We start from the raw sequence: 13,512 nt of genomic DNA on the forward strand, positions 1-13,512 counted from the left end.
GGCTGACGCGGCACTAGGTCCCGCGCCCTACCCGAATGCGCAGAAACGCCGATGCGTAGGACGGGTTCCGGATGCGAGCATCGCCGTCATGTCCACCCCATCGCCCCTCCCCTCGGAAACCGCAGCCACCGCCCGGACCCCGCGCGCCTCGCCCCCGGTCTGGGCGGTCCTGCTGGCCGCCTGCGCCGGGCAGTTCCTGGTGGTGCTCGACGTCTCGGTGGTGAACGTCGCGCTGCCGTCGATGCGTACGGACCTGGGGCTCGGCGAGACCGCGCTGCAGTGGGTGGTGAACGCCTACGCGCTCACCTTCGCCGGGTTCCTGCTGCTCGGCGGGCGCGCCGCCGATCTCTTCGGGCGCAAACGGGTCTTCCTCGCCGGGCTCGGGCTGTTCACCGCGGCCAGCCTGGCCGGTGGCGTCGCCCAGGAGCCCTGGCAGCTGATCGCCGCCCGCTCGCTGCAGGGCATCGGCGCGGCGGTGCTCTCCCCGGCCACCCTCACCATCCTCACCACCACCTTCCCGACCGGCGCGGCCCGCACCCGGGCCATCGGCACCTGGACGGCGGTCGGCGCCGGCGGGGGCGCGGCGGGCGGGCTGGTCGGCGGTGTGCTCACCGAGTACCTGTCCTGGCGCTGGGTGCTGCTGGTCAACGTGCCGGTCGGGGTCGTGGTGCTGGCGGCAGCGGCGGTGTGGCTGACCGAGGGCCGCTCCGGGGTGGTACGGCGGCTCGACGTACCGGGCGCGGTGCTGGTCACGGCGGGCGTCGCGGCGCTCGCGTACGGCATCGTGCAGACCGAACCGCACGGCTGGACCGCCGCCGTCTCGCTCGGCCCGCTGCTCGCCGGGCTCGGGCTGCTCGCGGTGTTCGTGGCCGTCGAGGCGCGCACGCGGGAGCCGCTGATGCCGCTGCGGCTGTTCCGCATCCGGGCGGTGTCCGCGGCGAACGCGGTGATGGTGGTGTGCGGCGGCGGCATGTTCGCGATGTGGTACCTCATGTCGCTCTACCTGCAGAACGTGTTGCACTTCAGCCCGGTGAAGGCCGGGCTCGCCTTCCTCCCGCACAGCCTGTCGATCGTCGTCGGCTCGAAGCTCGCGCCCCGGCTGATGGCCCGGGTGGACGGCAAGCTGCTGGCGATCGCGGGCGGCTCGCTGGCCGTCGTCGGCTACGCGTGGCAGAGCCGGATGGGCGCCGACGGCACCTATGTGGGGACGGTCCTGGGCCCCGCGATCACCATGTCCCTCGGGTCCGGGCTGATGATGACCCCGCTCGCCGCCTCCGCCACCTCCGGCGCCGCCCCCTCCGAGGCGGGGCTGGTGTCCGGGCTGGTCAACACCTCGCGGCAGATCGGCGGCGCGCTCGGCCTGACCGTGCTGGCCACCGTCGCGGCCGAGCGGATCGCGGCGCACGGCGGGGCCGGACCGGAGGCGCTCGCGGCCGGGTACGGCCATGCCTTCGTCGTGGCCACCGGGATCATCGCGGCGGCGGTGGTGCTGATGGCCGTCCTGCTGCCGCGGACGCCCGCGGTCACGTGCACCCGCGGCTCCTCATAGCTTCATGGACGCGCTCAGGGCCTTCGGCGCCCCGGCCAACGCGACCTGACGGTCCGTCAGCACAGGCCGTCGGCACCCTTCCCCCTTCGGGGCGATTGGGCTATACAGGGTGCCATCGGCTAGAACGCGTTCTACATGTCCACGTGGACGACGTGACCCTGCCGACCAGCGACGACCCCGGCGCGGCCGACGGTGCGGACGGGCGGGCCGGGGTCTTCGGACCGTGGCCCAGCGAGCGGACCAAGGAGTGGTGTCGCCCCATGCCCATCGATGTCGCGAAGGCCGTCTCGGCCGAACCCCGGAGCACGGCTCTCATCTGGGGGCAGAAGGACATCCAGCTCTACCACCTGGGCATCGGCGCCGGAATCCCCGCCACCGACCCCCAGGAGCTCCGCTACACCCTGGAGAGCAAGCTCCATGTGCTCCCCAGCTTCGCGACCGTCGCGGGCGGCGGGATGGCGGTCGCCGGGGGCATGGCCGCACCCGGTATCGACGTCGACCTCGCGGCCGTCCTGCACGGCGGCCAGACCGTCGAACTGCACCGGCCCATCCCGCTCGGCGGGGACGCCACCCAGACCTCGAAGGTCGCCGCCGTCTACGACAAGGGCAAGGCGGCGGTCATCGTGCTGCGCTCCGACGTGGCCGACGCGGACGGCCCGCTGTGGACCTGCGACACCCGGATCTTCGTCCGGGGCGAGGGCGGCTTCGGCGGTGAGCGCGGCCCCTCCGACCGCCTGGAGCCCCCGGCCCGGGAGCCGGACCGCACCGTGGAGCGGGCCATCCGCGAGGACCAGGCGCTGCTCTACCGGCTCTCCGGGGACTGGAACCCGCTCCACGCCGACCCCGAGTTCGCCAAGCTGGCGGGGTTCGAAAAGCCCATCCTGCACGGGCTGTGCTCGTACGGGATGGTGCTCAAGGCGGTCGTGGACACGGCGCTGGACGGGGAGGTGACCCGGGTGCGCTCGTACACCACCCGCTTCGCCGGGGTGGCCTACCCGGGCGAGACCCTGCGCGTCCGGATGTGGCAGGACGAGGGGCGCGTCCAGGTGACGGCGACCGCCGTCGAGCGGGACGACGCGCCGGTCCTCACCGACACCGTCGTCGAACTCGCCTGAGACCACCCACGCCCCTGAGACCACCCACGCCCCTGAGACCACCCACGCCTGAGACCACGCACGCTCGAGATCACGCACGCTCGACATCACGAGGAGCCGCTGTGCGCGCAGCCGTACTGCACGAGACGGGACAGGACAAGCTCGAGGTCCTCGACGACATCGAGGCGGTGGGCTTCGGCCCCGGCAAGGTCCGGCTGCGGCTGAGGGCCACCGGGCTGTGCCACTCCGACCTCTCCGCGATGGCCGGGGTGCTGCCGCAGCCCGCGCCGTTCGTCCCCGGCCACGAGGGCGCGGGCGAGATCCTCGACGTGGGCGACGGGGTGACCGGGCTGAGCGCCGGCGACCGGGTGCTGGTGTGCTGGCTGCCCGCGTGCGGCGGCTGCCCGTCCTGTCAGCGCGGTCAGACCGAGCTGTGCCTGACCGGGTTCATGAACGCCGGAACCCCCAACTTCCGGCGCCCCGGCGGCAGTCCGGAGGACCTCTTCGGGATGTCCGGGACCGGCACCTTCGCCGAGGAGATCATCCTCCCCGCGCCCTGCGCCGTGCCGATCCCCGACGACGTCCCGTACGACATCGCGGCGCTCATCGGCTGCGGGGTGACCACCGGGCTCGGCGCCGTCTTCAACACCGCCCGGGTGGAGGCCGGTTCTTCGGTCGCGGTCATCGGCTGCGGCGGGGTGGGCATCAGCGTCATCCAGGGCGCGAGGGCGTCGGGTGCCGCGCGGATCGTCGCCGTCGACCCCGTGGAGTCGCGGCGCGAGGCCGCGCTGGGCTTCGGGGCCACCGAGGCGGTGGCGCCGGATGCCCTCGACGCCGTCAAGACCAGCGTCACGGCGGGCGAGGGCTTCGACTACGTCTTCGAGGTCGTGGGCCGCTCCGCCACCGCCCGCCGGGCGTACGAGATCACCCGGCGCGGCGGCACGCTGTGCGTGGTCGGGGCCGGGGCGCTGGACGACTTCCTCCAGCTCAACATGTTCGAGCTGTTCTTCGACGAGAAGCGGATCCTGCCCTCGCTGTACGGCGGCGGCGATGTGCTCCGCTCCTACCGGCGCACCATCGACCTGTGGCGGGCGGGCCGGATCGACCTCGAAGGGCTGATCACCCACCGGGTGCGGCTCGGCGAGATCAACGACGCGATCGGCCAGATGAGGACCGGGGAGGCGCTGCGCACATGTATCGAGATGTGACCGGCCCGCTGACCGGGAAGACCGCGATCGTCACCGGCGCCGGGCGCGGCCTCGGCCGCGCCGAGGCCCTGGAGCTGGCGCGGCTGGGCGCCAGTGTCGTCGTCAACGACTTCGGACAGGGCGGACGCGACGGCAGCGGCGAGGCGTCGGCCGGACCCGCCGAGCAGGTCGCCGAGGAGATCCGCGCGGCCGGTGGCCGGGCCACGGCCCACGCGGGCGACGTGGCCGACTTCGCGGGGGCGGGCGAGCTGGTCCGGTTCGCGATCGACACCTACGGCGCGCTGGACATCCTGGTCAACAACGCGGGCATCGTGCGCGACCGGATGGTCTTCTCGATGAGCGAGGACGAGTGGGACTCGGTGATCCGGGTCCATCTCAAGGGCCACTTCAACACGATCCGCTTCGCCGCGGCCCACTGGCGCGAGCGGTCCAAGGCGGCGGACGGCGGCCCGGTGCACGGCCGGATCGTGAACACCGCCTCCGAGGCGTTCCTCGCCGGTTCGCCGGGCCAGCCGAACTACGCGGCGGCCAAGGGCGGCATCGTCGGGCTCACCACCTCCACGGCGGCGGCCCTCGCCAAGTACGGGGTGACGGCCAATGTCATCTGCCCGCGCGCCCGCACCCGGATGACCGAGGACGTCTTCGCCGACTTCGAGCTCCCGGAGGACGGCCGCCTCGACGCCCTCGCCCCCGAACACGTGGCCCCGCTGGTCGGCTATCTCGCCTCACCGGCCGCGGCGAAGGTGAACGGCCAGGTGTTCGTGGTGCACGGCGGCATGCTGGCGATCCTGGAGCGGCCGAAGGTGGCGGCGAAGGTGGACGCGAAGGGGGACGCCTTCGGCTTCGAGGAGCTGGACACGGCGCTGACGCCGTACTTCGCGGAGCGGGGCGGGGAGGGCTTCGCGGCGGTGGAGGTGCTGCGGCTCAAGCGGGGGTGAGGTGCCGTCGGAGGGCCGTCGGCCGGGGGGCTGGCCGGTGGCCCCCCGCGATCGCCGGACGGGCCGGACTTCCGGGGGTAATCCAGCCCGTCCCGCGATCGGGGACGACTCTGAGCTACGGTCCTGAGGTCCTCAGGAGCCGTTCTCGTTCGGGCGACGGTGGCGGCCGTGGGCCGGTGCCTGGGTCTCCTCGGACGCGGCCTGCCCGCGGTGCTTGCCCTGACCGCCATCGGCCTGGGCCGCGGCGGCGTCCCGCGGGCGCGCCTGGGTCGTGTCGATGTGGGTTTCGGACATGGTGGGTACGTCACCCCGTCAGATCGCTTCGTACTGTGCGAAAGGGGCTGACCACGATGTCGCACGACGTTCGATGCGCATCACCCGAGGCGTCCGCGCGCGGACGGAACGCAAGGAATGCGCAGCCCCTGCCCGAGTCTAACCAAGTGGGTGATCCCGGACCCAGCGGGGTGGCCGGGGCCGCGGTGGCCGCGCGAGCGGCGCCTGCTGCAACGGTACGGGCCGCAGGGCGGGGGTCGCACCGGTCCCGGGAGCGGGCTCCGGCTCGGGCCCCATCTCCTGCTCCACCCCGGCCCACGACCCGGTCCCACCCCACGGCTCCACCCCGGACCCGCACTCGGGCTCCGGCGCCCGCTCGTGCACGGCCATGGGCACCGGCTCGTGTACGGGCATCGGCACCGGCTCGGGTACGGGCATCGACACCCGCTCCCGCAGCGGCATCGGCTCGGGTGCCCGCGTCCGCGTCGGCGTCGGCTCAGGCGTCGGCCCGGACGCTCGCGCGGGGGCGGACGCGCCGGGCCCGCCGACCCGGGTCCAGGGTGTGATTCTGGTCGCGATCCCGGCTGGGGGCATCGTCCGCGCCGCGTGAACGCCCCGCGCTTCGGCCGCAGCCGGGCCGGATGCCCGTGTCACTCGCGCGATCCGCCGAGCTCCGGTCGCCTCGTCCGATCCCCACGGCGCCGCCGCGTCGCCCGGTCTCCATGGCCCCGTCGTGTCGTCGGGTCTCCACCGCGTCTCCGCCGCCCCCGGCGCTCCCGGCGCCCCGGGTGGGCGGACCCGGGCCAGCCCGCAGGGGACCTGTGGGGTGACGTACGGCAGTCGCAGCTCGCCGTCCCTCGTCCAGAGGCCCGCGCCCGGGAGCCAGCCCTCCGGGGCCGGGAACTCGCGCAAGCGCCGCTCCGCCGGGCGCCATACGCCCACCCACGGCCGCCCGGACCCGGTACCGGTCCCGGACCCGGATCCGCCCCGTCCGTCGATGCGGAAGGCCACCGCGCACACCTCCGGCGTCAGCACCTGCCCCGGCTGCACCGCGAACGGCGTGACCCCGGACCACCCCGCGGGACGCAGACAGTCCGGGAACCGCACCGGGCGGGTGCTGCCCAGCACGCCCCAGCCCAGCCGCTCCTCGCCGGGCGCGTCGGACCGTACGAGCAGCAGACCGCTGTCGGGGTCGGCGAGCAGCAGCCGGTCGTCGCTGCGCTCGGTGATCTGGAGCAGCGGGCTGGTCTCGCCGCCGCGCCGCAGATCGACCACCACGGTCTTCGTGCGGCCGTCGAGTTCGCGGTCGAGGGCCAGCAGCCGGCCCGTACGGTCCAGCCAACTGCCGCCCGTACAGCGGCCGGGCACCTCGGCCAGGTGCTGGGGGGCGAGGACGCCGCCGCCGAACAGCAGCCAGACGGAGGTGGACCGCGCCCCGCGCCCCAGCGCGAACGCGCACAGGCCGCCGGGCGCGGGCGGCAGCAGCGAGACGTCGGCGCGGTCGATGCCGCCGAGCGGGCGCTCGCCGGTGCCGGGGCCGGCCGGGTAGAGCAGCGAGAAGGCGTGGTGGCCGGCCACCCGGCGGTGGATGAGCACCTGCCCGTCGGCCAGCGGCAGCAACTCGCTGTCCGGCTCCTCGGGCTGGGCGGCGGGCAGCGGCACGGCGTAGGGCTCCGGGCCGTCCAGCGTCCAGCGCTCCGGGTACCAGCAGCCCGCCTCCCCGCTGAGCGCGAGCCGCGCGCCGTACGAGCGGTCCGAGGCGATGGTGAAACCCCCTCGTGGCCGGTCGCCGACGCCCCCGGTGAGGGCGGTGTCGAAGGCACAGGCAGTCATCGTTCAGTCACCTCCGGCAACTGAACGTAGTTATCGCACTCGCTACCGAAGGCCGTAATGGGCGTGCTCCACCCGTAAGTGTGGCTCTTGCCCGATTCGCCTGAGAGGTCGGGGGTGAATGTGCTGTAAGCGACGCGGGGATGGTTTGTGATTAAAGTAAGGCACACCTAAGTGCGGTCGGCGCGCTCGTGGACACGGGCGCGCCCAGCTATCCCTGGAGCTCCGTCATGCCCCTGCGCGCCCGCGGCAGTGCCGCCCTCACCCTCGCCCTGGCCGGGGCGCTCTCCCTCACCGCCTGTGGATCGTCGGACGACGGCGCGGACGGCGGCAAGCGCAACGGCGGGGGCGGGAAGTCCGTCGCCCAGGGCGGCAAGGACTTCGGCAAGGCGGCCGAGGAGACCGCGAAGCTGGGCACGGACGCGAAGCCCGGCGCGTTCCCCCGCACCATCACCCACGCGATGGGCAAGACCGAGCTCAAGAGCAAGCCGAAGCGGGTCGTGGTGCTCGACGTCGGCGAACTCGACAACGTGGTCTCGCTGGGGCTGAAGCCGGTCGGCTACGCCCCCTCCGAGGGCGACCAGGCCATACCCGACTACCTCAAGAAGGACGCCGGGAACCCCAAGAACGTCGGCACCATCAACAACCTCAACCTCGAGGCCATCAACGCCCTCCACCCCGATCTGATCCTCGGCAGCAAGCTGCGCGCCGAGCCGCTCTACGACGAGCTGAAGCAGATCGCCCCGACCGTCTTCTCCATCCGCCCCGGCTTCACCTGGAAGGAGAACTACCGTCTCAACGCCGCGGCCCTGGACCGCACCGCCGAGGCCGAGCGCTCCCTCGACGCGTACGAGAAGAAGGCCGAGAAGCTGGGCGAGGACATCGGCGCCGACAAGCCGACCATCACCATGCTCCGCTTCATGCCGCAGGCCACCCGGCTCTACGCCAAGGCGTCCTTCATCGGCACCATCCTCCAGGACGTCGGTCTGCCGCGCCCGAAGAACCAGCAGGTCAACGACCTCGCCGCGGAGATCGGCCCGGAGCGGATCGACGAGGCCGACGCCGACTGGATCTTCACCGGCGTCTACGGCGACCCCAAGGCCACCAAGCGCGACCAGGCGCGGTCCAACCCGCTGTGGAAGAAGCTGGCGGCGGTCAAGGCGGGCCGGGCCAAAGACGTCGACGAGGAGACCTGGTACCTGGGCCTCGGCGTCACCGCCGCCGACCGGGTCCTGGACGACCTGCGCGGCTACCTCGTCCACTGATGAGCGTTTCCGCTCGGGCACTCGGGGCCGCCGCCCGGGGAGTGAACTCCGGTGCGGGTGGCCCGCCGCCGGTGCCCGCGCCAGGTCGGCCAGGCCGTGATCCCGGGCGGAGCCCGCGTGGCGACCGTCGTCGCGCTGGGTGAAGCCCGGGGCAGGGCTCAGCCGTGATCCGGGAGGTAGCCTTGCCCCGTGCCCGCACTCAACGACGTCCTCGCCGCACTCGACGCCCTCTGGCCGCCCGAGCGGGCGGAGCAGTGGGACGCCGTCGGCACGGTGTGCGGTGACCCCGACGCCGAGGTCACCCGCGTGCTGTTCGCCGTCGACCCGGTCCGGGAAGTGGCCGACGAGGCGGTGGACCTCGGCGCCGATCTGCTGATCACCCACCATCCGCTCTATCTGCGGGGGACGACCACGGTCGCCGCCTCCACCTTCAAGGGCCGGGTGGTGCACACACTGATCAAGCACGACATCGCCCTGCATGTCGCGCACACCAATGCCGACACCGCCGACCCCGGCGTCTCCGACGCCCTCGCCGGCGCGCTCGACCTGCGGATCGTCGGTCCGCTGGTGCCCGACGCCACCGACCCCGAGGGCCGCCGCGGGCTGGGCCGGATCTGCGAGCTCGACCACCCCGAGACGCTGCGGGAGTTCGCCGGGCGCGCCGCCGCCCGGCTGCCCGCCACCGCGCAGGGGATCCGCGCCGCGGGTGACCCGGACCGTACCGTCCGCCGGGTGGCCGTCAGCGGCGGCTCCGGCGACAGCCTCTTCGACGCGGTGCGCGCGGCCGGGGTCGACGCGTTCCTCACCGCCGATCTGCGCCACCACCCGTCGTCGGAGGCGCGGGAGCACAGCGATCTCGCCCTGCTGGACGCCGCGCACTGGGCCACCGAATGGCCCTGGACCGAGCAGGCCGCGGCCCAGTTGGACGAGATCTCCGACCGGCACGGCTGGGGTCTGCGGACGCATGTCTCCCGTATCGTGACCGACCCCTGGACGGCCCACGCCGCGGCCCCCGCCGCCCCTCGCTCGACTCCCTGACCTCGTCTTCCCATCCCCACTCGACTCCCCTGGAGCCCCACGCTGAATGCCGCGCCCGCCGATCAGATCCGCCTCCTCGACGTCCAGGCGCTCGACGTCCGGCTGTCGCAGCTCGCGCACAAGCGCAAGACGCTGCCCGAGCACGCCGAGATCGAGACGCTGAACGCCGATCACACCCAACTGCGCGACCTGCTCATCGCCGCGCAGACCGAGGAGAGCGACACCGCCCGCGAGCAGACCAAGGCGGAGCAGGACGTGGAGCAGGTGCGCCAGCGTGCCGCCCGCGACCAGAAGCGCCTGGACTCCGGGGCCGTCACCTCGCCGAAGGACCTGGAGAACCTCCAGCACGAGATCGCCTCCCTCGCCAAGCGCCAGGGCGACCTGGAGGACGTCGTCCTGGAGGTCATGGAGCGCCGGGAGTCCGTCCAGGAGCGGGTCGCCGAGCTGACCGAGCGGGTGGAGTCCCTCCAGTCCAAGATCGGCGACGCCACGTCACGCCGGGACGCGGCGGCCGAGGGGATCGACGCCGAGATCGCGACCGTCACCAAGGAGCGCGAGGTGATCGCCGGGACCATCCCCGCCGATCTGCTGAAGCTCTACGACAAGCTGCGCGAGCAGCAGGGCGGCGTCGGCGCGGCCCGGCTCTACCAGCGGAGCTGCGACGGCTGCCGCCAGGAGCTCGCCATCACCGAGCTCAACGAGGTGCGCTCGGCGGCCCCCGACACGGTGCTGCGCTGCGAGAACTGCCGCCGGATCCTGGTCCGTACGCCCGAGTCGGGGCTGTAGGCCGATGGCGCGGCGCTTCATCGTCGAGGCGGACGGCGGGTCCCGGGGCAACCCCGGGCCGGCCGGCTACGGCGCCCTCGTGCGCGACGCCGAGACCGGTGAGACGCTCGCCGAGGCGGCCGAGTACCTCGGCACCGCGACCAACAACGTGGCCGAGTACAAGGGCCTGATCGCCGGGTTGCGGGCGGCGTACGCCCTGGACCCGGCGGCCGAGGTCCGGGTGCGGATGGACTCCAAGCTGGTCATCGAGCAGATGTCGGGCCGCTGGAAGATCAAGCACCCCGATATGCGGCCGCTCGCCGCCGAGGCCAAGGCGATCGTCCCGCCCGGCCAGGTGAGTTACGAGTGGATCCCGCGCGAGAACAACAAGCACGCGGACCGGCTCGCCAACGAGGCCATGGACGCGGGCAAGCGGGGCGAGCAGTGGCGGCCGAAGGTGCCGCCCGGCGGCACACTGGCGGCGGGCGCGCCGGCGGCCGCCGCGCCCGCCGACGACACCCTCGCCGAGCCCGCCGCCACGGGGGCCCCGGCGGTGGGCTGGGGCTCGGCGGACCTGGGCACCCCCGCCACGTTCGTCCTGCTCCGGCACGGGGAGACCCCGCTCACCCCCGAGAAGCGCTTCTCCGGCAGCGGCGGCACCGACCCCGGACTCTCCGACGTGGGCCGCCACCAGGCCGAGCGGGTGGCGGCGGCGCTCGCCGCACGCGGCACCATCCAGGCCGTCGTCGCCTCACCGCTGCGGCGCTGCCGGGAGACCGCCGAGGTGGTGGCCCGCCGTCTGGGCCTGGACGTCCGCGTCGAAGAGGGGCTGCGCGAGACGGACTTCGGCGCCTGGGAGGGCCTGACCTTCGCGGAGGTCAAGGAGCGCTACCCGGACGACCTGGACGCATGGCTGGCCTCCACGGAGGTGGCCCCCACCGGCGGCGGCGAGAGCTTCGCGGCGGTCACCCGCCGGGTCGCGCTCTCCCGCGACAAGCTGATCACCCGTTACCCGGGCCGTACGGTGCTGCTCGTCACCCACGTGACCCCGATCAAAACCCTGGTCCGGCTGGCCCTGGGCGCCCCGCCGGAGTCCCTGTTCCGCATGGAGCTCTCGGCGGCCTCGCTGACGGCGGTGGCGTACTACGGGGACGGGAACGCGTCCGTCCGCCTCCTTAACGACACGTCTCACCTGCGGTAGGGGCTGACCGCGGTAGCTGTCACGGTGGCGACCGGAACGGTCATGGTGGCGACCGCCGCTGTTGTCGCGTTGCCGACCGCTGTGGTCACTGCGGCGACCGCCGCTGTTGTCACGGTGTCGACCGCTGCGGTCACTGTGGCGACCGAAGCGGCTCTGTCACGGTGCCGACCGGCGGCGGGTGCCATAGCGCCGACCGAAGCGGCTCCGCTCCTCCGGCACGGTGCCGATCGCGGTGGCCGTCACCGCCGCAGGGCCGCCGCCTCCCGGGCCAGGGACTCGACCCGGGCCCAGTCGCCCGCCTCCAGCGCGTCCGGCGGCAGCATCCAAGTGCCGCCCACACAGCCGACGTTGGGGAGGGACAGATACCCGAGGGCGTTCGACGCGTTGACCCCGCCGGTCGGGCAGAAGCGGGCCCGGGGGAGCGGCGAGGCGAGCGCCTTCAGATACGCGGTGCCCCCGGCCGCCTCCGCCGGGAAGAACTTCATCTCCTCGACCCCCCGCTCCAGCAGCGCCACGACCTCCGAGGTGGTCGAGACGCCCGGCAGATACGGCAGCCCGGACGCGTCCAGCGCCCCCAGCAGCCGGTCCGTCCACCCGGGCGTGACCAGGAAGCGCGACCCGGCGGCGACGGCCGTCTCCACCTGCTCCGGGGTCAGGACCGTACCGGCGCCGACGACCGCGCCCGGGACCTCGTCGGCGATCGCCCGGATCGCGTCCGCGGCGGCGGGCGTCCGGAAGGTCACCTCGATCGCGGGCAGCCCGCCCGCCACCAGCGCACGGGCCATCGGGACCGCGGTGGCCACGTCGTGGACGATGACCACGGGGATGACGGGGGCGAGGTCGAGCAGCGAGGAATCCGGGGTACCGGGGGAGGGCGCGGTGCTAGTCACGGCGCCCATCCTGCCTGTGGTGCGGCGCGCTACGCAATGGCGGTTGCGCATGTCGCAACGGGCGCGATACGGGGGAGGGCGCGGCCGGGCGCGACGCGCCGGGCCCGCCGCCCCGGCCCCGTACGGCCCAGCGGTCAGTCCGGGCGGCCCCAGCGGCCGGTCCGGACGGCTCCGTCCGGCAGCCGGGTCCGGGCGGTGGGCGTGTCCGGGCGGTGGGCGGGCCGCACGCTCAGCGGGCGGGCCGGGTAGCGGGCGGGCCGCCTGGTAGCCCGCCCCCGTACCGCTCAGCGGACGGTCCAGGCCGCCTGGTAGCCGGGCCGCCCGGCAGTCGAGTCGTGCCGCTCAGCGGGCGTGCCGGGAGCGGTGGCCGGGCCAGAGGCGGTGGCCGGGCCAGGGGCGGTGGCCGGGGCGGGCAGCGGTGGTCGGACCGGGCCCCGAAGCGGGCGGACCGGGCCGACGCCCAGAGGGTTACAGCTCGGTCACCACCACATCCAGCCCCCATGCCCGCCCCGCCCGCTCCGGCGGCGCGGCCTCCACCACGTACCCCAGCCCCCGCAGCGCCTCCACCAGCTCGCCTGGGCCGTCCGGTTCGGCGCCCGCGGTCAGCAGGTCCCGTACCATCCGGCCCTTCGTCGCCTTGTTGAAGTGGCTGACGACGGACCGCTTCTCGACCCCGTTCACGATCTTCGACTGGAGCACCCGCACCGTCGCCGTCCGCTCGGCGACCGCCCCCTTGGGCTTCCACGCCGCCGCGTACGCCGCCGAGCGCAGGTCCAGCACCAGCCCGTCCCCGGCGGCCTCCGGAAGCACCTCGGCCATCGGGGTCCGGGTCCGCCAGTAAGTGCCGAGCGCGCCGAGGCCCGGGAGCTTCACGCCCATCGAGCAGCGGTAGGAGGGGATACGGTCGTCGATCCGTACGGCGCCCCACAGCCCGGAGAAGACCAGCAGCGACCGCTCCGCCCGGCGGCGGGCGGGGGCAGGCAGCGTGGCCAGCCCGAGCGCGTCGTACAGCACACCGGTGTAGATCTCCCCGGCGGGCCGCGCCGCGGCCTCCCGCAGCGCCGCGTTCTTGGCGACCTCGCCGCGCAGCCCCTCGCTGAGCCCCAGCGTCTCCGCGGCCTTCGCCTCGTCGCCCGAACACAGCGACACCAGCTCGTCCAGCACCTCCGCCCGCGCCCCGCCCAGGCCCGGCAGCGACAGCGATCCCAGGTCCAGTGGGGACCCGGAGCCTCCTGTGGCCTTTCCCTCGGACGGGGGCAGCAGCACGAGCACGGTCTCTCCTCGAAGGGTCGTCGGCGACGGGGCGCGGGGCGGGCCCGGAAAACCGGGCCCGCCCCGCCCCGCAGCCTACGGCCTCCGGCCAACCGCCCCGCAGCCCATGGCCTCCGGCTACGGGGTGTCCGCCGTGTCCGCCGCGTGGCAGGGGCTTCGCCCCTGGAGCCCAGAGGCCGACGAGCCGAC

The 13,512-nt window shown here is 74.1% G+C and carries 13 protein-coding genes; 8 read left to right on the forward strand and 5 right to left on the reverse strand.

The genetic code is table 11. The annotated features are described in order from the left end of the window. Positions 1-88: 88 nt before the first annotated feature. The 4 genes from ACZ6TD_RS32865 (at position 89) to ACZ6TD_RS32880 (ending at position 4,789) form a co-directional block, all read left to right on the forward strand. Positions 89-1,549, forward strand: coding sequence for an MFS transporter (locus ACZ6TD_RS32865; RefSeq protein ID WP_471343989.1), 1,461 nt, complete (start codon positions 89-91; stop codon positions 1,547-1,549). Positions 1,550-1,809: 260 nt separating this feature from the next. Next, positions 1,810-2,664, forward strand: coding sequence for a MaoC/PaaZ C-terminal domain-containing protein (locus ACZ6TD_RS32870; RefSeq protein ID WP_471358232.1), 855 nt, complete (start codon positions 1,810-1,812; stop codon positions 2,662-2,664). Positions 2,665-2,765: 101 nt separating this feature from the next. Beyond that, positions 2,766-3,851: a Zn-dependent alcohol dehydrogenase gene (locus ACZ6TD_RS32875; RefSeq protein WP_471343990.1), complete on the forward strand. Its 1,086-nt coding sequence runs from the start codon at positions 2,766-2,768 to the stop codon at positions 3,849-3,851. Beyond that, positions 3,848-4,789, forward strand: coding sequence for a 3-oxoacyl-ACP reductase (locus ACZ6TD_RS32880; protein WP_471358235.1), 942 nt, complete (start codon positions 3,848-3,850; stop codon positions 4,787-4,789). The genes ACZ6TD_RS32875 and ACZ6TD_RS32880 overlap by 4 nt, the downstream gene beginning before the upstream one ends. Positions 4,790-4,921: 132 nt before the next feature. Here the strand turns inward: ACZ6TD_RS32880 and ACZ6TD_RS32885 are convergent, their stop codons facing one another. Both ACZ6TD_RS32885 and ACZ6TD_RS32890 read right to left on the reverse strand, forming a co-directional pair. Then, the gene (locus tag ACZ6TD_RS32885) at positions 4,922-5,083 is read right to left on the reverse strand and encodes a hypothetical protein (protein WP_165556244.1); all 162 of its coding nucleotides are present in this window, start codon (positions 5,081-5,083) and stop codon (positions 4,922-4,924) included. Between the two features lie 138 nt (positions 5,084-5,221). Continuing rightward, entirely contained in the window at positions 5,222-6,895 is a 1,674-nt protein-coding gene (locus ACZ6TD_RS32890) for a hypothetical protein (RefSeq protein WP_471343992.1), read from the reverse strand. A 227-nt stretch (positions 6,896-7,122) separates the two neighbouring features. Between ACZ6TD_RS32890 and ACZ6TD_RS32895 the strand changes: the two genes are divergently transcribed. From ACZ6TD_RS32895 to ACZ6TD_RS32910, 4 genes are all read left to right on the forward strand, one after another. Then, a complete protein-coding gene (locus ACZ6TD_RS32895) occupies positions 7,123-8,157 on the forward strand; it encodes an ABC transporter substrate-binding protein (protein ID WP_471343993.1) in 1,035 nt (344 codons plus the stop codon). Between the two features lie 189 nt (positions 8,158-8,346). Further along, positions 8,347-9,195: a Nif3-like dinuclear metal center hexameric protein gene (locus ACZ6TD_RS32900; RefSeq protein WP_471343995.1), complete on the forward strand. Its 849-nt coding sequence runs from the start codon at positions 8,347-8,349 to the stop codon at positions 9,193-9,195. Positions 9,196-9,237: 42 nt separating this feature from the next. Then, entirely contained in the window at positions 9,238-9,981 is a 744-nt protein-coding gene (locus ACZ6TD_RS32905) for a zinc ribbon domain-containing protein (RefSeq protein WP_471358239.1), read from the forward strand. Between the two features lie 4 nt (positions 9,982-9,985). Next, the gene (locus ACZ6TD_RS32910) at positions 9,986-11,161 is read left to right on the forward strand and encodes a bifunctional RNase H/acid phosphatase (protein ID WP_471343996.1); all 1,176 of its coding nucleotides are present in this window, start codon (positions 9,986-9,988) and stop codon (positions 11,159-11,161) included. Here the strand turns inward: ACZ6TD_RS32910 and ACZ6TD_RS32915 are convergent. The 3 genes from ACZ6TD_RS32915 to yaaA all read right to left on the reverse strand — a co-directional run bounded on the left by ACZ6TD_RS32915 (position 11,149) and on the right by yaaA (position 13,323). After that, positions 11,149-11,295, reverse strand: a complete 147-nt coding sequence (locus tag ACZ6TD_RS32915) for a hypothetical protein (protein ID WP_471343998.1) — start codon at positions 11,293-11,295, stop codon at positions 11,149-11,151. The genes ACZ6TD_RS32910 and ACZ6TD_RS32915 overlap by 13 nt on opposite strands. Positions 11,296-11,400: 105 nt before the next feature. After that, on the reverse strand, positions 11,401-12,060 hold the full coding sequence (gene eda, locus ACZ6TD_RS32920) for a bifunctional 4-hydroxy-2-oxoglutarate aldolase/2-dehydro-3-deoxy-phosphogluconate aldolase (protein ID WP_471344001.1): 660 nt from the start codon (positions 12,058-12,060) through the stop codon (positions 11,401-11,403). Positions 12,061-12,519: 459 nt separating this feature from the next. Further along, on the reverse strand, positions 12,520-13,323 hold the full coding sequence (gene yaaA, locus ACZ6TD_RS32925) for a peroxide stress protein YaaA (RefSeq protein WP_471344003.1): 804 nt from the start codon (positions 13,321-13,323) through the stop codon (positions 12,520-12,522). Between the last annotated feature and the right edge of the window lie 189 nt (positions 13,324-13,512).

Source organism: Streptomyces yongxingensis, assembly GCF_055597465.1.

Coding starts and splice junctions, on each gene's coding strand:
- ACZ6TD_RS32885 (WP_165556244.1), bottom strand. CDS start 5,083: ATGTCCGAAACCCACATCGACACGACCCAGGCGCGCCCGCGGGACGCC.
- ACZ6TD_RS32910 (WP_471343996.1), top strand. CDS start 9,986: ATGGCGCGGCGCTTCATCGTCGAGGCGGACGGCGGGTCCCGGGGCAAC.
- eda (WP_471344001.1), bottom strand. CDS start 12,060: ATGGGCGCCGTGACTAGCACCGCGCCCTCCCCCGGTACCCCGGATTCC.
- ACZ6TD_RS32890 (WP_471343992.1), bottom strand. CDS start 6,895: ATGACTGCCTGTGCCTTCGACACCGCCCTCACCGGGGGCGTCGGCGAC.
- ACZ6TD_RS32865 (WP_471343989.1), top strand. CDS start 89: ATGTCCACCCCATCGCCCCTCCCCTCGGAAACCGCAGCCACCGCCCGG.
- ACZ6TD_RS32895 (WP_471343993.1), top strand. CDS start 7,123: ATGCCCCTGCGCGCCCGCGGCAGTGCCGCCCTCACCCTCGCCCTGGCC.
- ACZ6TD_RS32870 (WP_471358232.1), top strand. CDS start 1,810: ATGCCCATCGATGTCGCGAAGGCCGTCTCGGCCGAACCCCGGAGCACG.